The 21,300-nt window shown below is 50.5% G+C and carries 17 protein-coding genes, 6 tRNA genes and 1 pseudogene; 8 read left to right on the top strand and 16 right to left on the bottom strand.

Features of this window, described 5'->3' with window-relative positions; genetic code table 11:
* Positions 1-86 precede the first annotated feature (86 nt).
* The 3 genes and pseudogenes from HMPREF2726_RS09195 to HMPREF2726_RS14450 all read left to right on the top strand — a co-directional run.
* Positions 87-425: a general secretion pathway protein GspG gene (locus HMPREF2726_RS09195; RefSeq protein ID WP_070603101.1), complete on the top strand. Its 339-nt coding sequence runs from the start codon at positions 87-89 to the stop codon at positions 423-425.
* On the top strand, positions 425-664 hold the full coding sequence (locus HMPREF2726_RS09190) for an NF038104 family lipoprotein (protein WP_036490815.1): 240 nt from the start codon (positions 425-427) through the stop codon (positions 662-664). The genes HMPREF2726_RS09195 and HMPREF2726_RS09190 overlap by 1 nt, the downstream gene beginning before the upstream one ends.
* Before the next feature lie 93 nt (positions 665-757).
* Positions 758-865: pseudogene (locus HMPREF2726_RS14450) on the top strand (IS5/IS1182 family transposase); the annotation flags it as partial.
* 24 nt (positions 866-889) lie between these two features.
* Here HMPREF2726_RS14450 and HMPREF2726_RS09185 read toward each other — a convergent pair.
* The 3 genes from HMPREF2726_RS09185 to HMPREF2726_RS09175 form a co-directional block, all read right to left on the bottom strand.
* A complete protein-coding gene (locus HMPREF2726_RS09185) occupies positions 890-1,669 on the bottom strand; it encodes a ferredoxin--NADP reductase (RefSeq protein WP_070603099.1) in 780 nt (259 codons plus the stop codon).
* A 281-nt stretch (positions 1,670-1,950) separates the two neighbouring features.
* The gene (locus HMPREF2726_RS09180; protein WP_070603097.1) at positions 1,951-2,409 is read right to left on the bottom strand and encodes an META domain-containing protein; all 459 of its coding nucleotides are present in this window, start codon (positions 2,407-2,409) and stop codon (positions 1,951-1,953) included.
* A 93-nt stretch (positions 2,410-2,502) separates the two neighbouring features.
* Positions 2,503-3,660: a trans-sulfuration enzyme family protein gene (locus HMPREF2726_RS09175; protein ID WP_070603095.1), complete on the bottom strand. Its 1,158-nt coding sequence runs from the start codon at positions 3,658-3,660 to the stop codon at positions 2,503-2,505.
* A gap of 181 nt (positions 3,661-3,841) precedes the next feature.
* On the opposite strand from HMPREF2726_RS09175, the gene folE2 reads away from it, so the two are divergent.
* Both folE2 and dsbD read left to right on the top strand, forming a co-directional pair.
* The gene (gene folE2 / locus HMPREF2726_RS09170) at positions 3,842-4,615 is read left to right on the top strand and encodes a GTP cyclohydrolase FolE2 (protein WP_009311546.1); all 774 of its coding nucleotides are present in this window, start codon (positions 3,842-3,844) and stop codon (positions 4,613-4,615) included.
* A gap of 390 nt (positions 4,616-5,005) precedes the next feature.
* Complete coding sequence (gene dsbD / locus HMPREF2726_RS09165) at positions 5,006-6,811, top strand: protein-disulfide reductase DsbD (protein ID WP_009311548.1); 1,806 nt, start codon at positions 5,006-5,008, stop codon at positions 6,809-6,811.
* Between the two features lie 93 nt (positions 6,812-6,904).
* On the opposite strand, the gene HMPREF2726_RS09160 is transcribed toward dsbD, so the two are convergent.
* From HMPREF2726_RS09160 to ccoG, 13 genes are all read right to left on the bottom strand, one after another.
* Complete coding sequence (locus tag HMPREF2726_RS09160) at positions 6,905-7,294, bottom strand: hypothetical protein (RefSeq protein WP_036529069.1); 390 nt, start codon at positions 7,292-7,294, stop codon at positions 6,905-6,907.
* Positions 7,295-7,526: 232 nt separating this feature from the next.
* The gene (pflA, locus tag HMPREF2726_RS09155) at positions 7,527-8,339 is read right to left on the bottom strand and encodes a pyruvate formate lyase 1-activating protein (RefSeq protein WP_070603093.1); all 813 of its coding nucleotides are present in this window, start codon (positions 8,337-8,339) and stop codon (positions 7,527-7,529) included.
* A gap of 292 nt (positions 8,340-8,631) precedes the next feature.
* Positions 8,632-10,917: a formate C-acetyltransferase gene (gene pflB / locus HMPREF2726_RS09150; RefSeq protein WP_070603091.1), complete on the bottom strand. Its 2,286-nt coding sequence runs from the start codon at positions 10,915-10,917 to the stop codon at positions 8,632-8,634.
* A gap of 394 nt (positions 10,918-11,311) precedes the next feature.
* A tRNA-Leu gene (locus HMPREF2726_RS09145) sits at positions 11,312-11,401 on the bottom strand.
* A 23-nt stretch (positions 11,402-11,424) separates the two neighbouring features.
* Positions 11,425-11,502, bottom strand: a tRNA-Cys gene (locus HMPREF2726_RS14160).
* 10 nt (positions 11,503-11,512) lie between these two features.
* Positions 11,513-11,586: transfer RNA gene (locus HMPREF2726_RS09140), tRNA-Cys, on the bottom strand.
* A 27-nt stretch (positions 11,587-11,613) separates the two neighbouring features.
* Positions 11,614-11,689: transfer RNA gene (locus HMPREF2726_RS09135), tRNA-Gly, on the bottom strand.
* 21 nt (positions 11,690-11,710) lie between these two features.
* Positions 11,711-11,786 (bottom strand) — tRNA-Gly (locus HMPREF2726_RS09130).
* Between the two features lie 26 nt (positions 11,787-11,812).
* Positions 11,813-11,888 (bottom strand) — tRNA-Gly (locus HMPREF2726_RS09125).
* Between the two features lie 86 nt (positions 11,889-11,974).
* On the bottom strand, positions 11,975-12,535 hold the full coding sequence (gene pgsA, locus HMPREF2726_RS09120; RefSeq protein ID WP_003744331.1) for a CDP-diacylglycerol--glycerol-3-phosphate 3-phosphatidyltransferase: 561 nt from the start codon (positions 12,533-12,535) through the stop codon (positions 11,975-11,977).
* A gap of 101 nt (positions 12,536-12,636) precedes the next feature.
* Positions 12,637-13,182, bottom strand: a complete 546-nt coding sequence (locus HMPREF2726_RS09115; protein WP_070603090.1) for a type IV secretion protein Rhs — start codon at positions 13,180-13,182, stop codon at positions 12,637-12,639.
* A gap of 339 nt (positions 13,183-13,521) precedes the next feature.
* Positions 13,522-14,091: a FixH family protein gene (locus HMPREF2726_RS09110; RefSeq protein WP_003744335.1), complete on the bottom strand. Its 570-nt coding sequence runs from the start codon at positions 14,089-14,091 to the stop codon at positions 13,522-13,524.
* A gap of 3 nt (positions 14,092-14,094) precedes the next feature.
* Positions 14,095-15,606, bottom strand: coding sequence for a cytochrome c oxidase accessory protein CcoG (ccoG, locus tag HMPREF2726_RS09105; protein WP_009311555.1), 1,512 nt, complete (start codon positions 15,604-15,606; stop codon positions 14,095-14,097).
* Between the two features lie 516 nt (positions 15,607-16,122).
* Here ccoG and tkt point away from each other — a divergent pair.
* The 3 genes from tkt (at position 16,123) to HMPREF2726_RS09095 (ending at position 21,252) form a co-directional block, all read left to right on the top strand.
* Entirely contained in the window at positions 16,123-18,102 is a 1,980-nt protein-coding gene (gene tkt, locus HMPREF2726_RS09100) for a transketolase (protein ID WP_070603088.1), read from the top strand.
* A 423-nt stretch (positions 18,103-18,525) separates the two neighbouring features.
* Positions 18,526-18,828, top strand: a complete 303-nt coding sequence (locus HMPREF2726_RS14445; RefSeq protein ID WP_009311557.1) for an Imm21 family immunity protein — start codon at positions 18,526-18,528, stop codon at positions 18,826-18,828.
* A 411-nt stretch (positions 18,829-19,239) separates the two neighbouring features.
* Complete coding sequence (locus HMPREF2726_RS09095) at positions 19,240-21,252, top strand: LTA synthase family protein (RefSeq protein WP_070603086.1); 2,013 nt, start codon at positions 19,240-19,242, stop codon at positions 21,250-21,252.
* Positions 21,253-21,300 lie beyond the last annotated feature (48 nt).

Raw genomic sequence — 21,300 nt, 5'->3', positions numbered from 1 at the left:
GCCGTACTGGTTTAAAGTTAATCCACTATAATCCGCCATGGATTTTCCGTTACAATAAAAGCTGATTTTGTTCACAGGAACCCATCATGCAGATTCAACCCTACCAAGCCGACATTGCCGAAAGAATGCTGGTCGGAACGACCGGAGAAACCATTCATCCCGATGCCCAATTCGTCCACACCGAAAACGGCTATTGGATTGCGTGGCATGATCAAACCGCCGCCTTGCTCGCTCCCGATACGCCGCCTGATATCCCCTGCTTTTGGGTCGAAGGGGCGCAAAGCCTCGAAGAACTTGTCGCGCTGGTTAAAAACGGCGAATTCGACGAAATGGAAGAATTCGACGGCGACGACGAAAGCTGGCACGAAGCGGCTTCCGGATGCAGCGGCGGACACCACGACCATCAATGCGGATGCGAACATTGATGAACATAAAATCCCTTCTTCTTCCTGTGTTCCTCAGTTTGGCACTCAGCGGCTGTATCGTCACCAGCGCCGTCAATCTGGCCGCCACCACCGTCATGACCGCAGGTAAAATCGCTGTCAAAGGCACAGGCGCGTTAATCAATGCCGCCATTCCCGACAAGGACAAAAAGAAGGACAAAGAAAAGAAATCCCGCGAACAACAGGCGGATGATTATTTAGAAGAACCGCGTGAAGAATAAGCAGCCGCGCCCCATATCGACGGCTGAAAAACCATTCAAACAAAAGGTCGTCTGAAACGGCAAACCGTTTTTCAGACGACCTCTTTTGCTTACTATAGTGGATTAACACTAAATCAGGACAAGGCGACGAAGCCGCAGACAGTACAGATAGTACGACAAGGCGAGGCAACGCCGTACTGGTTTAAAGTTAATCCACTATATTAAGACCTTACCGGATCATCAGGCTCAAAACCCGTTTTCCATCATGATTTCGCCCGGGATGCGGTTGCGGTGCATGGCGAAGCCCAAGTCCATCAATGCTTGGAACGTGTCTTTGACCATGGCGGGATTACCGCAGACCATAAAGCGCGTGTCTGCTTTGGTGAACTTGAATCCTGCGTATGCTTCGAGGCTGCCGTTTTTCAGCAGCTCGGGAATGCGCTTGCCGCTCAACGCGCCTTCGGTTTCCTCGCGCGTGGTAATGGGGACGAAGCGGAATTTGTGGAAATATTCGCCAATCAGCGGATGGTCTTTCAATGCTTCAACACGTCGTCTGAAAATCAATTCGCCGGCGAAAGAAACCGAGTGCGCCAAAATCAAGCGGTCGAAACGCTGCCAGATTTCGGGCTGCTCGATGATGGAAAGAAAAGGCGCGATGCCCGAACCGGTGGAGAGCATGACCAAATCCTTGCCGTCGGGAAAGCGTTCGGGCAGGAGGAAGCCCGTAGCGGTTTTGTCGAGCAGTATGGTGTCGCCCTCTTTCATGGCGGCGAACCGCGCAGACATGGGGCCGCCTTCGATCAAAACGGCAAAATATTCAAGCGTGTCGGCGTATTCGGCGGACACGACGGAATACGCGCGCCAGATAAAGCCTTCGCCGTCGCGAAACCCGAGCCGCGAAAACTGCCCCGCCGAGAAGCGGTAGGATTCGGGGCGGCTGATGGCAAAAGTCATCAGCTTGGGCGTATGGTGTTTAATCCACAAGACTTTTTCTTCGGTAAACTTGGCTTCGGGCGAGGCTGCCATAATGGGGATCCTTGTGTGTGCGGGATGGGAAACGGAAGGTATTATACCCGTTCGCTTGACGAAAGGTCGTCTGAAAACCTGATTGTCCGGTTTTCAGACGACCTTTAAGCCGAACTATAGTGGCTTAACTAAATCAGGACAAGGCGATGAAACCGCAAGACAGTACAGACAGTACAGAAACCGATTCACTTGGTGCTTCAGCACCTTAGAGAATGTCTCTTTGAGCCAAGGCGAGGCAACGCCGTACCGGTTTAAAGTTAATCCACTATAAAACTCAAAATTTACGGCTGACGGCGCAGGCGCATGGTTTTGCCGTTTTGCTCCAAAATCAAATCATTGCCGTCAAAACGATAGTTCCACACGCTTTTCATGTTCAAGAAAGCCTCTTCCAGCTTCATGTCTTCACACAGCATCATCGTCGTGGCAATCGGACCAAAATCAATTTTGCCCGCTCCGGCTTCCTGCGCTTGAAGCGTCAAATGATTGCAACCCATCTTGCCATGAGCCTTGGGCATTTTGCTCAAATCCAAAAAAGCTGTTCTGCCCGCCAAATCTTTTTCGGTGAATTTGTCGAAAGAAACCACAAACCATTTCGCTGCCAAAGCCGGCGTTGACGCTTGACGCAGTTCGGATGGTTTTTCAGACGACGTGACAGGTTGGGACGGCTGCGGTTTTTCAGCAGGCGAAGTACAGGCGGTCAGAATGATTGCGGTCATAAGGGTGGAGATCAGGGTTTTCATGATTTTGCCTTTCTAACGTGAGGTCAGCTAAAAGGTCGTCTGAAACCGCTTCAGCGAAACCCGCTACGCACTTTTCAGACGACCTATTTATCTTTACAACGTTGAATCCAAAGCCTTGGAAATATCGTTCCAAATATCGTCCGCGTCTTCAATGCCGATGGAGAAGCGCAGCAAGCCGACTTTGATGCCCATCTCCATTTTCACATCATGCGGCACGCCGCTGTGGGACTGGGAATAGCAATGGTTGACCAGACTTTCGACGCCGCCGAGGCTGGACGCCATTTTGACCAGTTTCATGTTTTTAATCACGCTGTTTGCCGCTTCGCGCGTGTCGTTTTTGAGGTAAACCGTTACCACGCCGCCTATGCCTTTGGGCATTTGAGTTTTCGCCAGTTCGTAATGTTCGTGCGACGGCAGGCCGGGATAGAACACTTTTTCTACGGCGGGATGGACTTCGAGGCGGCGGGCGATGTCGAGCGCGTTTTTACAGTGCGCCTCCATGCGCAAGGCGAGCGTTTTGATGCCGCGCAACACCAGCCAGCAGTCCATCGGGCCGGCAATCGCGCCGGTATGCACCATCATGTCGTGCAGCGGTTTCGCCAGTTCTTTGGTTTTGACAGCGACGATGCCCATCAATACGTCGGAGTGTCCGCAAAGGTATTTGGTGGCGGAGTGGAACACGATGTCGCAGCCCATTTCCAACGGCTGTTGCAGATACGGCGTGGCGAAGGTGTTGTCGATACCGACTAATGCGCCGGCGGCGTGGGCTTTGGCGGCAAGCGCTTTGATGTCTACCAATCTCAAAAGCGGATTGGACGGGGTCTCCAGCCAAACCAGTTTCACCTTGTGCGCGGCAAGCAGTTCGTCCAAGCGGTCGGGGTTGCCCAAATCGGCAAAGACGACGTTTACGCCCCACGCTTTATATACGTCAACCAGCAAGTCATACGCGCCGCCGTAAATATCGGCGACGGCAACGATGGTATCGCCCGGACGCAGGAAGGTACGCCACACGGCATCAATGCCCGCCATGCCGCTGGAAAAGGCAAAACCCGCCGCCCCGCGTTCCAAATCGGCAACCGTGTCTTCCAAAACCTGACGGGTCGGATTGCTCAGGCGCGAATAGCGGTAGGGAACCTGCTCGCCGATTTCGTGCAGCGCGAACATACTGTTCTGATAAATCGGCGGCATCAGCGCGCGGTTGTGTTCGTCGCAATCGTAGCTGGAATGGATGGCTTTGGTGGCGAATTTCATCTCGGTTCAACCTTATAAAGATATGAATAATTCAGGATTTTATCACTATCCGAAAAATAGAAACAATCAATGCGGACACGGTTTGCAAGTGATATAATCTCGCATTTGCAAAACGGACGGCATGAATCCGTTTCCAAACGACACACACCCCAACAATCCGACAATTAAGGACAAACAACGCATGAACGCCATTGCAGACGTGCAATCCAGCCGAGATTTACGCAATCTGCCGATTAACCAGGTCGGTATTAAAGACCTGCGCTTTCCGATTACTTTAAATACCGCCGAAGGCAGCCAATCCACCGTCGCCCGCCTGACCATGACGGTTTTTCTGCCCGCCGACCAAAAAGGCACGCATATGTCGCGCTTCGTGGCGTTGATGGAGCAACAAACCGAGGCTTTGGATTTCGACAGGCTGCACAAACTGACTGCCGAAATGGTTGCCCTTTTAAACTCTCATTCCGGCAAAATCAGCGTTTCCTTCCCCTTCTTCCGCAAAAAATCCGCACCTGTTTCCGGCATCCAATCCCTGCTGGACTACGACGTTACCCTGACGGGCGAAATCAAAAACGGCGCATACAGCCATAATTTGAAAGTCATGGTGCCCGTAACCTCTTTGTGTCCGTGTTCCAAAGAAATTTCCCAATACGGCGCGCACAACCAACGTTCACACGTTACCGTCAGCCTGACCGCCAACGCCGAAGTCGGTATCGAGGAAATCATCGACTGCGTGGAAGCGCAGGCAAGCTGCCAGCTTTACGGCCTGCTCAAACGCCCCGACGAAAAATACGTTACCGAAAAAGCCTATGAAAACCCGAAATTCGTGGAAGACATGGTGCGCGACGTAGCCACTGCGCTGATTGCGGACGGACGCATCGAAAGCTTCATCATCGAAAGCGAAAACTTCGAATCGATACACAACCACTCGGCTTACGCTTATATTGCTTATCCTTAAACAAGCAAAAAATCGAAAAGGTCGTCTGAAAACCGGAAAATCAGTTTTCAGACGACCTTTCCCGTTCCAATCGACTATGAAAAAGAGACAATCCGACGGGCATCATCTATCAAGCAGTCCGATAATCCCCCCTCGCAACGACTATAGTGGCTTAACTAAATCAGGACAAGGCGATGAAACCGCAAGACAGTACAGACAGTACAGAAACCGATTCACTTGGTGCTTCAGCACCTTAGAGAATGTCTCTTTGAGCCAAGGCGAGGCAACGCCGTACTGGTTTAAAGTTAATCCACTATAAAAAACAATCGCTGCTTTTAATATAAATTAAGGCCTATAAACGGCTGCTGCGTTTATAATGCGCCTGTTCAACCCTTCCACCGAGAAGACGCCATGAAAAAACTCCTTTACTTCTTTACCGCCTTTTTTGCCCTGTGTTCCAGCGCGTTTGCTGTGAATGCCGACGATTTGCTGCCGCCTGAAAAAGCGTTTGTGCCGCAAGTGAACGTTACCGACAAAGGCATCAACGTCGAATTCAAAATCGCCGACGGCTACTATATGTACCAATCGAAAATCGTCGCCGCCACTGCGCCTGAAGGCGTATTGGGCGAACCGGTTTTCAGCAAAGGCGAAGCCAAAGAAGATGAGTTTTTTGGCAAACAAACCGTGTTCCACCGCGCTGCTCAGGTCAACTGGCCTTACAAAAAATCCGCGCCGACCTACAAGCTGACGCTGACTTATCAAGGTTGTGCCGAAGCCGGCGTATGTTACCCGCCCGTGGACACGTCTTTCGAGATTAATGGCAACGGCCTGTACCAGCCGCAAAGCGACGGACCCATATCCGCCAAAGACCGCTTCCTGCAACCCGATTCCGCCAAACCATCCCCCGCCGCCACGCCTAAAGCCTCGCAAAACGACGACAGCAGCCGCTTCAAATTATCGTGGGACACATTAAACGCCAACCTGTTGGCGTTTTTTACCGCAGGGGTATTCTTGAGCTTTACCGCCTGTATGTATCCGCTTTTGCCGATTGTTTCCAGCATCATCGTCGGCGATAAAACCGCCGGCAAAGGCCGCGCCTTCGCGCTGTCCGTAGCGTATGTGCAAGGTTTGGCACTGACCTACACGCTGGTCGGCGTCATCGCAGGCCTGACGGGTGCGCTACTGACCGTATGGCTGCAACAGGCATGGGTCGTCCTTGCCGCCGCAGGCCTGATGGTCGTCCTCGCGCTTTCCATGTTCGGACTCTTCAACATCCAACTGCCCAACGCCGTCCAATCCTATTTCCAAAACCAAAGCAGCAAACTCTCCGGCGGCAAAATCTTCTCCGTCTTCGTCATGGGCATACTCTCCGCGCTGATCGTCGGCCCCTGCGTCGCCCCACCGCTCGGATTCGCCTTGGGCTATATCGGACAAACCGGCGATGCCGTTTTGGGCGGACTGGCGTTGTATGTCTTGGCACTCGGCACCGGCGTTCCACTGATCCTCATCGGCACATTCGGCGGCCACGTCCTGCCCAAAGCAGGCGACTGGATGAACGGCATCAAATACGCCTTCGGCTTCATCCTGCTTGCCGTAGCCGTCTATCTCGCCACACCGCACCTGCCCTACTACCTCGTTGTCGCGCTTTACACCCTGCTCATGATCGTCCCTGCCGTCATGTTGCTGGTTAAATCCGGCAAACAAAAAGGTCGTCTGAAAACCGCCTCCTCCGTTTTAGGCTTCCTGCTCATCATCGGCGGCGCATGGTTCGGCTGGCAAAGCGCAAACAAACAAACCACCGCCCTGCACCACTTCCTGACGCTCTCTCCCCCGTCCGAAGCAGGCAAAACCACCGACCACGGCAAAATGTTCACCGACGTCGCCGAACTCAAAGCCGCCATGGACGCCGCATTGAAAGCCAACCCCGACAAACCCGTCGTTTTGGATTTCTACGCCGACTGGTGTATTTCCTGCAAAGAAATGGCAAACTACACGCTCAACCAGCCGCAAGTGCATGAAGCCGTCGATATGGACCGCTTCTTCCAAATCGACGTAACCGCCAACACGCCCGAACATCAGGCACTCTACAAAGAATACGGAATCTACGGCCCGCCGGGCATATTCGCCATCCACGCCGATGGCCGCCGCAGCGACCCCTTGCTCGGCTTCGCCAAACCGGACGAATTCATCAACTGGTACAAACAAAACGAAAAATAAAGACGAAAGGTCGTCTGAAAACCTGAAACAGGGTTTTCAGGTTTTCAGACGACCTTTTTAAATGGTGGGTTTCAACCCTGCCACTGGTTACGCCTACTTAATTTTCAAAATTGGAAGATTAAGATGTCTTAATTCATTTTGTTTCGGACATGAGGTCTTTAACGAGCCTTTCTTACCTTTTTCTACATCTAGGCGTATCGATATGAAGCATTGATTTTTATCATGAATATATTCATCTACATCATAACCCACACCCGTTTCTTCATCTGTATTAATTTCCGAATCCCCTGATTTTAATTTTGCCACGCCCTGCACCAAAGAATTTTTCCCTGAATTCCGCGGGTTATATATATCAAACTGTATATTTCCATTTTTCAAATGCTTTGTCTGAAGCAATAGACCTGTTTTGTTTACTCGATATGTCCCTGAATAGGCTGACAAGGGTATAAAAAGTAAAAACACAGATAAAAACTTTTTCATCATACTGCTCTTTTCTAAGTTAATTTTTAAAGATTAAGAATGGTCTAACAGCCCAAGTTTGAACCCGTACCGCGTTGTCTCAACGTAGCCCAAAGATTGCGACTGAAGGTTTAAAATGACAATAGATTTATATGGTAACTGATTGATGCAATGGGCTGCAACAAATGGGATGAACGGCGAAAAGGTCGTCTGAAAGCGAATATTTCATTTTCAGACGACCTTTTTGGATTGGAACTCAATAAATAATGTTTTTGCCGTAGCTTTCCAAAATCGATTTGATTTTGAGGATGGTTTCTTTGGGAGGCGGATGTACGCCGGTGAGTTTGTAGGTGTCGCCGCACAATGCCCATTTGTGCACGCCCAGTTCGTGATAAGGAAGGAGTTCGACCATTTCGATATTGTCCATATCGGCGATAAATTCGCCGAGCAGGTGGGCGGAACGGTCGTCGTCGGTATAGCCTGGGACGACGACGTAGCGGACGCGTGCGGGCTGTTTGCGTTCGGCGAGGTAGTGGGCAAATTTGAGGGTTTTGGTGTTGGGGATGCCGACGAGGACTTTGTGGATTTCGGGGTCGATTTGTTTTAAATCGAGCATGACGAGGTTGGTATGGTCGAGCAGGTCGTCGAGGATGGAATCGTAATGCAGGGCGTAGCCGTTGCTGTCGAGGCAGGTGTGGATGTCGTGTTCGCGGCAGGCGGTGAACCAGTCGCGCACGAATTCGTATTGCAGGAGCGGTTCGCCGCCTGTGGCGGTAACGCCGCCGCCTGTGGCGCGCAGGTAGTGGCGGTAGGACATGACTTGCTTCATGACTTCGGGCACGGTCATTTCTTGGGCTTGTTCGGTGTGCAAGTCCCATGTGTCGCGGTTGTGGCAGTAGAGGCAGCGCATGAGGCAGCCTTGCAGGAAGAGGACGTAGCGCAATCCGGGACCGTCCACCGCGCCGCAGGATTCTACGGAATGGACGATGCCTTTGCCGTTGTAATGGCGGTGTCCGAGGCCTTTGGCGGGTGCGGGTGTTTCTGGGTTGATGGCGATGGATGTCTGCATGGTGTCTGATGTACCGGATATTGGGGTCGTCTGAAAACTTGTTTTTGTGTTGCAGAGGGTTCTTCTTATTGGATTAATAAGCGGGCATTGCGTTCCCTGTTGTGGGAAGTTTATGGGCTGTTTTGGAATAGGTAAACGCGTTTTAGTGATAGCTCTATTGTACTGTTTTCGGTCGTCTTGATTTAAAGTTAATCCACTGGATTTTGATATTATCAAACCATTGCTTCAGGCAAAATCAAGCCGGGTTCCGGATAATCCGTCCCCCGGCTTGGTTTACTGCAAACCCTTTGCTTTACATGGTTTGTGTAAAGGTGCGGGTAATCACGTCAAGCTGCTGTTCGCGGGTCAGCGAGTTGAAGCGTACGGCGTAACCGGACACGCGGATGGTCAGTTGCGGATATTTGTCCGGATTGTTCATCGCGTCTTCCAGCGTTTCGCGGGTCAATACGTTGACGTTCAGGTGTTGACCGCCTTCCACTTCTCCTTCTTCGTGGTGGAAGTAACCGTCCATCAGGCCTGCGAGGTTGCGTTCGCGGGAATTTTCGTCTTTACCTAATGCACCCGGCACGATGGAGAAGGTGTAGGAAATACCGTCTTTGGCAAACTCGAACGGCAGTTTCGCTACAGAAGTCAGCGAAGCGACGGCGCCGTTGACATCGCGGCCATGCATCGGGTTGGCACCCGGACCGAACGGTGCACCTGCGCGACGGCCGTCCGGCGTATTGCCGGTTTTTTTGCCGTATACGACGTTGGAGGTAATGGTCAACACGGACTGGGTCGGCGTTGCGTTGCGGTAAGTTTTGTGGGTCGCCACTTTTTTCATGAAGCGTTCCACCAAATCGCAGGCAATATCGTCCACGCGGTCGTCGTTGTTACCAAACTGCGGATATTCGCCTTCGATTTCAAAGTCGACGGCAATACCGTTTTCATCACGAATCGGTTTGACTTTGGCGTATTTGATGGCGGACAGTGAGTCGGCGGCCACAGACAAACCGGCGATACCGCAGGCCATAGTGCGTTTCACGTCGCGGTCGTGCAGCGCCATCAACGCGGCTTCGTAGCTGTATTTGTCGTGCATGTAATGGATGATGTTCAGCGCGGTAACGTATTGGGTTGCCAACCAATCCATGAATTTGTCCATGCACGCAAAGACAGTGTCGTAGTCCAAGACTTCGTCCATAATCGGTTCGGTTTTCGGACCAACTTGGTCTTTGGATTTTTCGTCCACGCCGCCGTTGATTGCGTACAGCAGGGTTTTCGCCAAGTTGGCGCGTGCGCCGAAGAACTGCATTTGTTTGCCGACCACCATCGGGCTGACGCAGCAGGCAATGGCGTAGTCGTCGCTGTTGAAGTCCGGACGCATCAAATCGTCGTTTTCATATTGGATGGACGAGGTGTCGATGGACACTTTGGCGCAAAATTCTTTAAAGCCTTGCGGCAGTTGTTCGGACCACAATACGGTGATGTTCGGTTCGGGAGACGGACCCATGTTGTACAGGGTGTGCAGCACGCGGAAGTTGGTGCGGGTTACCAGCGTGCGGCCGTCCAAACCCATACCGCCGATGGATTCGGTTGCCCAAATCGGGTCGCCGGAGAAGAGTTGGTCGTATTCGGGTGTACGCAGGAAACGGACCATACGCAGTTTCATCACCAAATGGTCGATAAATTCTTGCGCTTGGGTTTCGGTAATTACGCCGTTTTTCAGGTCGCGCTCGATGTAGATGTCCAAGAATGAAGACACGCGACCGAACGACATGGCGGCGCCGTTTTGCGATTTAACGGCGGCAAGGTAGCCGAAGTAAGTCCATTGGATGGCTTCTTGCGCATTTTTCGCAGGACCGGAAATGTCGTAGCCGTAAGAGGCCGCCATTTCTTTCATTTGACCCAAAGCTTTGTATTGTTCGTTGATTTCTTCGCGGCGGCGGATAACTTCTTCCAAATCCACGCCGTTTTCCAAATCGGCTTGCAGCGAGTTGAACTGGTTGAGTTTGTCTTTCATCAAGAAGTCGATACCGTACAATGCTACGCGACGGTAGTCGCCGATGATGCGACCACGACCGTAAGCATCCGGCAAGCCGGTGATCACACCGGATTTGCGGCAACGGCGGATGTCGGGCGTATAAACGTCAAACACGCCTTGGTTATGGGTTTTGCGGTATTTGGTAAAGATTTCGCTGACTTCGGGGTTCAACTCGACGTTGTACACTTTGCACGCGTCTTGTACCATTTTCAAACCGCCGAACGGCATGATCGAGCGTTTCAGAGGCTCGTCTGTTTGCAGGCCGACGATGGTTTCCAAATCTTTATCGATATAGCCCGGTGCATGGCTGGTAATGCCGGACACTACTTGCGCATCGATTTTGTAGGGTTCGTGCGTGCGGTTTTCGACTTTGATGCCTTCCATCACTTCCGCCCACAGTTTGGTCGTCGCCTCAGTCGCAGGCGCGAGGAAAGATGCATCGCCTTCATAAGGCGTGTAGTTTTTCTGAATAAAATCGCGTACGTCGACATTGGTTTCCCAATTACCGCCGACAAAACCTTCCCAAGCGGCAGGGCGTTGCTGTACATCGGTTGACATATCAAGCTCCTAATTTGTCAGATAGAATTTATAGGTAGAAGAAATTTACCTTTGCAGAATAGCACTTTAGCTCTATGAAGTGTAACGATTGGCGAAGATGTGAACGCATACCCAATGTTTTTTTGACTTACATCAATGAGAACAGTTATTACTTAAAACTACATTTTATTTTTCAAGCCTTTAGCGTGTAAACAAGTGTAGAATATAAAATTAAGCCCTGAAAACTTATCCGGTTTTCAGGGCTTTTCCTTAGGTATTTGATTTCATGCAATTACATTGTGTAAAGATCGCAAGTTGGACACAAATTGGGCACAAAGCAAAAAGACAGCCTGAATTATAAGCTGTCTTTTGGTAATTTAGAGTCGTAGATTATTCAATAAACTCATAGATTTATTGGTGCCCGGAGCCGGAATCGAACCGGCACGGCCGGTTTAGGGCCGACGGATTTTAAGTCCGTTGTGTCTACCTATTTCACCACCCGGGCGCAGACTGTTTTATATTGAAATTTGGAGGCGGGGGCACGGATTTGAACCGGCCTATATAAGGGTTGCACCCCTTATAGCATAAACCCTCTGCCACCCCGCCATGAAATGAGTGGAGGCGAGAGTCGGAATCGAACCGGCGTCCACGGATTTGCAATCCGCTGCATTACCACTTTGCTATCTCGCCAAACAAACTACCAGGTAGTGTTCAAACTGGAGCGGGAAACGAGTCTCGAACTCGCGACCTCAACCTTGGCAAGGTTGCGCTCTACCAACTGAGCTATTCCCGCATAGCCAAATGTGCCGAACGATGGAGCGGGAAACGAGTCTCGAACTCGCGACCTCAACCTTGGCAAGGTTGCGCTCTACCAACTGAGCTATTCCCGCATGGGGCACATCTGAAAATTAAACTGTGGAGCGGGAAACGAGTCTCGAACTCGCGACCTCAACCTTGGCAAGGTTGCGCTCTACCAACTGAGCTATTCCCGCCGAATGTCTGTTTCTTGCTGCTGTTTCTGAAGAAGACGCAATTATTATGGATTTAAAACTTGTCGTCAAGGGGTTTGTTTTATTTTTTATTTGATTTCCTGCCACGCCATTTTCAGATAATAGAACATTGACCAGAGGGTTAATACAGATGCGATAAACATCAATATGTTACCTGTCAGGTAAAAAATATTGTCAAATCGATTGGAGGCTAAGAGCAATAAAAATATAGCAACCATTTGCGCGGCGGTTTTAAATTTGCCGATCGTGGCAACGGCAACGCTGCTGCGTCTGCCCATTTGCGCCATCCATTCCCTCAAAGCGGAAATGGTGATTTCCCTGCCGATGATGATAATGGCGAAAATAACATAAGTACGGCCAAGGCTGACCAGCAGCAATAATGCGGTCGCTACCATCAATTTATCCGCAACGGGATCGAGGAAGGCGCCGAAATCGGAGGTTTGCTTCCAAAGCCTTGCTAAGAATCCGTCAAACCAATCGGTTACGGCTGCGAGTGCGAAAATGATAGCGGCAGTCCAATTAACGGTTTCCGGTGCAATCCACCCTTTTGGCAGGAAAAACAGCAAAGTAAAGACCGGAATCAGCAAAACGCGCATCCAAGTCAGAAAAATCGGTATGTTCCAAGGCATGATTTACCTTTGATGTGGTTATGATAGTTAATTTGCCTATTATAACGGACTTGTCTGTCTGAAAGCATATGTTTTCACCATCTTTCAGACAGCAAAAGCCTTCAAGTCCGTTTGTTTTTTCGATAAAACCTGCATTGAGGCAGCCATTCTTTTTGGCACGGGTCGTCAATAAATGACTTTAAAACGCTTTGAAAGGTTTGATTTTGGGCGTTGTATATGTTGCCTTTTAGATAACACGACGCGTAATAATGCGCCAATAAATCCGCCTGCTGCTCCATATTCAGCATACCGAAATGACAAATATCGGACAGCTTGGGATAGAGATAGGCGCGGCGGCGGCGGTAGCCTCCGCTGACGAACAAAAACAATCCGCCCAACCAGGTTTTAAATCCTTGCTGGTATTGCCAAACATGGGTCAATTCATGAATCATCCATATTTGATGGGACTCGGAAGCGAGGGCAAAGTCGTCAGGACAGTTATTGCGCGGGAAATAGATGTTCCCGTTGGGAGAAACGGCAACCTGCATGGTCGGCAGGCAAGGAATGCCTTGATAGATTTTGACGCGGGCGTAATCAATGCTGTCGGCAAAAATCAGCTTTGCCATTTTGATTTCGTTGTCCGTCAGCCTACGCCAGCGTTTGCTCATACCTTGTCCTTGTTACTTTCATGACGACCCGGGTCGTCTGAAAACAGTTATCCTGCCTTATCAGTCATTCAGCTATGTTCACGACCGATACTACCCTGTCCGCTACTATAGTGGCTTAACTAAATCAGGACAAGGCGATGAAACCGCAAGACAGTACAGACAGTACAGAAACCGATTCACTTGGTGCTTCAGCACCTTAGAGAATGTCTCTTTGAGCCAAGGCGAGGCAACGCCGTACTGGTTTAAAGTTAATCCACTATATTTGCACCAACATCATCACAAACCTTACAACATGAAGGTCGTCTGAAATTTTTCAGACGACCTTTTGAGCCTGTCAAACTATTGTCCTGAATCTTTCGGCTTCTGATTGGCATTCTCAAACAATTTGTTCATAGGGGTCAGATTGATTGCATTACCTTGACTGACTATCCATTTATCCTCCACCCGCCAAACGCCTGAAGTGTCTTCCACGCGCAGATACCAGTGGTTGGTCGGCGGCAGGGGTTTGAAAGTCGCTTCATACTCCATACGACCGTTTTGGATTTCCGCACTGACGGGGTGCAGTTTGACGGTTTGGTCTTCCGATTTTTTAGTCGGGTGCATCAAAAGGAGATTCAAAGGCTGTTTGGGATCGAATTCCCCGCTGACAAACACTTTGGCCGCATCCTTATCTGGACTGATCAGCACTTGCACCTGCATATGCCGCTTCACTGCCTCTTCATCGCGGTGAAGCTGGATGTCGATATGTTTGCCGTCTTTGTAATAGTCGTCCGTTACCAAATCGGTTGCATGTTCTTTGGCGACGAAGAACATGGCGACACTGGCAATCACGACGAAAATAGGCCCCGCCATCAACACCCACGGCCAAATGTGTTTGTACCAAGGTTTGACTTGTTTTTGCTCGGACACGTTTTATTCTCCGATAAAGGTTGCTTCTTCTTCCAAGATAGTGGGTTTGCCATCTGCTTTGCCGGTTTCGCGATAAGTGAAGGTAAACTCAATCGGATGGCTGCCCTTGTCGGCGTATTCGGGAATGGTGGAAACTTGGACCGGAATGGTCAACGTTTGGCGCGGTGCGATTTTCACGCCGCCTTCCGGCAATCCGGTTAGGGCAATTTCTTCAAAGCCTTTGACTGCCGCAGTCATCACTTGTTCGTTTTCACTATTGTTGATAATGCGCAGGTTATATGCGTTTTCCAGCCAACCTTTGCTGTTTTCGCGCACCATCACGCCGCGGTCTTTCAAAATATCGACTTCGACCATTTTGCGTGTGGAAAGTCCGACCAAGAAAGCAATAATAACCACCAGCAAAACAGCGCCGTATCCCGCCACACGCGGACGTTTCAAGCGTTTTTTGATGTCGCTTTCAGGATATTCGTGTTCCAACGCGCCTTCGGTCGTATAGCGTATCAGTCCGCGCGGATAACCCATTTTATCCATGATTTCGTCGCAGGCATCAATACACGCCGCACAGCCGATACATTGATACTGCAAACCGTCGCGGATATCGATACCGACGGGACAGACCTGTACGCACATGGTGCAGTTGATGCAGTCGCCCAATCCGCTGTCTTCTTTGTTGGCGGTTTTCTTGCGCGCGCCGCGCGGTTCGCCGCGTTCGGTATCGTAAGAAATAATCAGCGTGTCTTTGTCGAACATCGCGCTTTGGAAGCGTGCATACGGACACATATGCAGGCACACTTTCTCACGCATAACGTGGGCAAAGAAGAAGGTCATGAAGCCGTAAAACGCTGCGGCAAGCATCGCGCCGCCGCCCGCCGCTCCGGCAAACAAATCGGGAACGAACTGGCGGATCGGGACAAACCAGCCCGCAAAGGTAATGCCTGTCCACGCGCAGACAAGGAAAATCAGCAGGGCTTTAGTTGCTTTAATGCGGATTTTAGTGAAATTCCACGGCGATTTTTCCAGCTTCAGGCGTTTGTTGCGGTCGCCTTCGACCAAGTTGTCGATCCACAGCATGATTTCGGTGTAAACCGTCTGTGGGCAGGAATAACCGCACCACAAGCGTCCGGCAATCGTCGTCCACCAAAACAGCCCGAAGGCGCAAATCATCAGCAGCAGGGCAAGGTAAATCAAGTCGCCCATACCCAACGACAGCCCGAAAATGAAGAAATGCCGGTCCGGAATATTGAAGAGTACCGCCTGACGGTCGCTCCAGTTGAACCACGGAATCACATAAAACACAAACTGCGTCGCCAATACGGCGGCTATACGCAATTTGGCGAACCGCCCTTCCGCTTTTTTCGGATGGATGCGTTCGCCTTCGGGATGGATTTGGATGACGCTGGATTTGGGTTTTGAGGGTTTGGGAGGAGCGGTTTTTGCCGGTTTCTCGGACTGCTCTTTCGAGGCAGCGTTTTTTTCTTCTGACACAGCGTTTTCGGCTTGGTTTTCTGTTGACATTTTTCAGTGTTCCTTCGTGTGTTTGCGCGCAGGTCTTTTATTCTGATTACTGGTTTGATTGGTTTTTCAGACGACCTTTTATATGCGTCGGAATCATATCATTTGAACTTGACCAAAGCAAAAAGCCCTACTTGGCTTTTATATGCCACCCGTTTTGATTTTTCTGTTGTCCGAGTCCGAAATCGGCGATATTCAAGCAGTTGCATATAACCGATGACGCTATGCTTATAGCGAATCGCTATATCTCTGATAAAAATTTATAAACTACTGTTTCAAAACGGAATAACAGTTAATCTCATCTGCTTTGCCTGTTTCAGACGACCCCTTATGCGGACAACTTTTAAAACAGGACAACGCGAAACCGATGCCGTACCGGTTTGAAGTTGTCCTTCCGATAGGCGGAAAGGTCGTCTGAAAGACGCCCGCATCCTTGAAAGCCTGCCCGAATCGGGCGATAATCAACGGGATTTTCTTTACCGTTACCGTTTCAAACCAATACAGCAAGGAAGGTACAAAATGTCTCAACTGGCAAACGCAATCCGTTTCCTCTCGGCCGATGCCGTTCAAAAAGCAAATTCCGGCCACCCCGGCGCACCCATGGGTATGGCGGAAATGGCGGAAGTATTGTGGACGAAATTCCTGCGTCACAACCCTGCCAACCCCAAATTCTACAACCGCGACCGCTTCATCCTCTCCAACGGCCACGCGTCCATGCTGTTGTACAGCCTGCTGCACCTGACCGGCTACAACCTGAGCATTGAAGACTTGAAAAACTTCCGCCAACTGCACAGCAAAACCCCCGGCCACCCCGAATACGGCTACACCGATGGCGTGGAAACCACGACCGGCCCGTTGGGACAAGGCATTGCCAACGCGGTGGGTATGGCATTGGCGGAAAAAATCCTGGCCGCCGAATTTAATAAAGACGGTTTGAACATCGTCGATCACTACACTTACGTCTTCATGGGCGACGGCTGCCTGATGGAAGGCGTATCGCACGAAGCCTGTTCGCTCGCCGGCACTTTGGGCTTGGGCAAACTGATTGTTTTATATGATGACAACAATATTTCCATCGACGGCAAAGTGGACGGCTGGTTTACCGAAAACATCCCGCAACGCTTTGAAAGCTACGGCTGGCACGTTGTTCCCAACGTAAACGGCCACGACACCGCCGCCATTCAAGCCGCCATCGAAGCCGCCCGTGCAGAAACCGGCAAACCGTCCCTCATCTGCTGCAAAACCTTAATCGGCAAAGGCAGCGCCAACAAAGAAGGTAGCCACAAAACCCATGGCGCACCTTTGGGCGCGGACGAAATCGAAGCCACGCGCAAACATCTGGGCTGGGCTTACCCCGCCTTTGAAATTCCGCAAGAAATCTACGACGCATGGAGCGCGAAAGAACAAGGCGCAAAATTGGAAGAGGAATGGAACGAGCTGTTCGCGCAATACCAAGCCAAATATCCTGCCGAAGCCGCAGAATTCGTGCGCCGCATGGATAAAAAACTGCCGGACAATTTCGATGCATACGTTCAAGCCGCATTGAAAGAAGTGTGCGCCAAAGCCGAAACCATCGCCACCCGCAAAGCCAGCCAAAACAGCATCGAAATCCTCGCTAAAGAGCTGCCCGAACTGGTGGGCGGTTCAGCCGACCTGACTCCGTCCAACCTGACCGACTGGTCGGGCAGCGTCTCCGTTACCCGCGACAAAGGCGGCAACTACATCCACTACGGTGTGCGCGAGTTCGGCATGGGTGCCATCATGAACGGCCTTGCCCTGCATGGCGGCGTGAAACCCTTCGGCGCGACTTTCCTGATGTTCAGCGAATACGAACGCAACGCCCTGCGCATGGCGGCGCTGATGAAAATCAACCCCGTCTTCGTCTTCACCCACGATTCCATCGGCCTCGGCGAAGACGGCCCGACCCACCAACCCATCGAGCAAACCGCCACCCTGCGCCTGATTCCGAACATGGACGTATGGCGTCCGTGCGACACCGCCGAATCGCTGGTGGCATGGGCGGAAGCGGTAAAAGCCGAAGACCATCCGTCCTGCCTGATTTTCAGCCGTCAAAACCTGAAATTCCAAGCGCGCAACGAACAACAACTGAACGACATCAAACGCGGCGGCTACGTCATCAGCGAATCCCAAGGCAACGCCCAAGCCGTCATCATTGCCACCGGTTCCGAAGTCGAACTGGCTTTGGAAGCGCAAAAAGCCCTCGCCGCGCAAAACATCGCCGTGCGCGTCGTGTCCATGCCGTCCACCAACGTATTCGACCGCCAAGACACCGCCTATCAAGCCGCCATCCTGCCCGAAGGCCTGCCGCGCATCGCCGTAGAAGCCGGACACGCCGACGGCTGGTACAAATACGTCGGACTGAACGGCGCAGTCGTCGGCATCAACCGCTTCGGCGAATCCGCCCCTGCCGAACTGCTGTTCAAAGAATTCGGCTTTACCGTGGAAAATGTGGTGAATGCTGTGAAATCAGTGCTGTAAGCGGCAGCCATCGCATCAAAGGTCGTCTGAAAACGGAAGATAAGGTTTTCAGACGACCTTTTTCATTCAAAACTGCCAAAATCGGCTTAACGAATAAATCCAAATATCCATACAGCTATGCAGCCCTTCTTACGCAGACGAAATAACACAGAAATTTTGTTAAGACATCACCTGAGACCTTTGCAAAAATAGTCTGTTAACGAAATTTGACACATAAAAATTTGCTAAAAAATTTTTAATCGAATAAAAACCTTCTGATATTGAGCCAACATTAGGAAAAGTAAGAGAAATTTTTCATTTTGGAAATGGCATTGAGCATAAACTTATGTAACTTATATTATTACAAAAGTCTCGAATATAGTTTTTGCTTGAAGTAACTTTAGCTAGATAAAATTTAAATTTTTAATACATAAAGGTTTTTTAATGAATTTTTTTAAAACGCATAATATTAGCACTTATGGTGGCCCATTAGTCATGTTACCAAAATCAGATGCCAATATATGGCAGGGCTGTGTAGATTTAAAACCAGAAGAGCATTATTCTTTAGCTTGTTCTCAGCATAACTATTTATCTGTTTTATCTGTGGAAGGTGTACAAACTATTATTTTAGGAGATGAACCTTTACCAACTTTTGCGGTACATAAACAAGATGCTAGTGAGATTTTTATATTCAGAAATTATTGGATTAATGATGAATCACACATTGACTCTCATATAAAAATATAGTAGATGGTCATCATAAATATCAGCCATTAGAAGAAATATCAATTTTTATTAATGGTATTGAATGGGTTATATTTGATAGTGCTTTCACCTTTAAGGATAAAGAAGATAGTATAGAAATAAAGTTTACTCATAAAAATTGCTTGTATAAAATCCAAACATATTTGTACGAAGTATCTGATATTTCTTTTTTAATTCATTCATTTAAATACTATAACGAACCGTAGCCTAAAACACTAATTTTATAGATAAGGTGCAGTGTTGACTGTGTGCGTTTTACCGTTTTAGCAAGCTGAGCCCCCTTCATTCCAAATAATCTTTTGCCATATCTTGAAAGCCGCACCGCTAAACCGTAAAATTAAACCTTACTAAATTTGATATAAATTTACATCCAACCCATCTTACCCGCCAATTATGATGACCCGCCTTGCCGCCTATCGGAAAACCCTCCTCATCTGCCTGATTTTATGGGCATCCATCGTCGCCGTTTTCTCCGTCGAACGTTTCTTCATGCTGCACCATTTCGTTTCAGACGACATCCGCAGCCGTTATGCGGGCGATTTGGCGGCTTTGTTTGTTAAAGGGCTGCTGTTCGACATCAAAATCGCCTCCGTTGCCGCCGCCTTCCCCTTCCTGATCGGACTGTTCGGACTGACTACGCAGAAAACCGCCGCCTTTACCCTACGCCTCCTGCCTACCGTCGCAACCGTCCTTTTCCTGACCGCCTTCGCCGCCGCGCTGGGCAACTGGTTCTATTACAGCGTTTACGACCGTCAATTTGACGTCTTCGTCTTCGGACTGGCGGACGAAGACACCCGCGCCGTCCTGAAAACCGTCTGGTCGGACTATCCCGTCATCCCCTGTCTTGCCGCCTTGATTGCCGCAGCTTTCGTTTTCGGCAAAATCTTCAGCCTCATCCGCCGCCGCACCCGCTTTCAGACGACCTCATGGGGGAAAACCGCTTGGATTGCCGCCGTCCTCTTACCCGTCCTCGCGCTTGCCGCAGGCATACGCGGCTCGTTCGGCAAATTCCCCCTGCGTCAGACCGCCATGCAGATTTCCGCCGCACCGCAAATCAACAAACTCGTTCCCAATGCCCTGACTTCCCTAAGCTGGGCAGTCAACGAATACCGCAACAGCAATAATTTCCATCCCGTCTCCGACGAAGACGGCAGCCGGCTCATCAGTACTCTGCTCGATAAAAAAACCGACGCCGACTTGACGCAGCTCTTTGCCCAAACCGCTGCAAACGCCGCCGTCGAAAAACACCGTCCCAACGTCGTTCTCACCGTCATGGAAAGCATGAGCGCGCATCTCTTAAACATGGACAATCCCGAACGGGACCTTTTGGGCGAACTGGGCAAACACTGGCAGCAAGACTGGGTGTACCGCAAATTCGTTTCCGAGGGAGACGGCACCAGCGACACCCTGCACCGCTTCTTCGTCCGCAGCCCGCGCCTCAACCTCAGCCAATCCCTTGCTAAAAACAAAACCTTCCCCAGCAATATGTTCAAACCCTATCTCGATGTCGGCTACCGCGTCGTCTATATTACTGCGGGCAACGGTGGCTGGCGCGATTTCGACACATTCCTGCGGCACTTGGGCGTCAACGAAATCATCGATGAAAACACCCTCAAAACTCACTATCCCGAAGCAAAATCCGAAACATGGGGCGTACCCGACGAATTCATGTTCCGTTATGCCGAAGAAGAACTCGCGCGCGCCGAAAAAAGCGGCACGCCCGTATTCATCATGATGATGTCCGTGACCAACCACCCGCCCTACCGCCTGCCCGCGCCGCATCAGGCGAAAAACTTCCGTTTGGACGAACAAGAGCAAAAACGCCTTGCCAACCTCGCCTCAGGCAAAGAGCTGAATGAAATTTTCAACACCTTCCGATACAGCAACGACCAACTCGGCCGCTTTATCGGCAAAGTGAAAACCATCGCGCCCGACACCATTATCGCCGCCACCGGCGACCACAATATGCGCGCCATCGGCTATCCCGAATCCGCCGATGCCGCACTCGGCCACAGCGTCCCCTTCTACCTTTACGTCCCGCAAGCCTACCGCGGCAGCGCCGAATACCATCCCGAACGCGCAGGTTCGCACAAAGACATCCTGCCGACCCTCTACAACTTAAGTCTGTCCAAATCGCGCTACTACCAAACCGGCTGCAACCTCACCGCCCCTCAACCCGATTCCGCATGGTGCGGCTACGGCTACAACCCCGAAGTCATCATTACCGAACGCGGTTTCTATCATCAACACAGCAAAGCATTCCACAAATGGGACAACAAAAACATCCAAACCGCCGAAAGCCGCCCAAGCACGCCGGATAACGAAGACCAAGCCATTATCCGCCGCGCCTCGGCATATACGCCGTTTCTTGAATGGCAGATCAACCGGATTATCAGCACCCAATAAATCCGTTTATAGCCAAAGGTCGTCTGAAAATTTTCAGACGACCTTTTT

Origin of the sequence: Neisseria sp. HMSC074B07 (genome assembly GCF_001810355.1) — a bacterium.
Lineage (GTDB): Bacteria > Pseudomonadota > Gammaproteobacteria > Burkholderiales > Neisseriaceae > Neisseria.
This window is presented reverse-complemented; position numbering and strand designations above follow the sequence as displayed.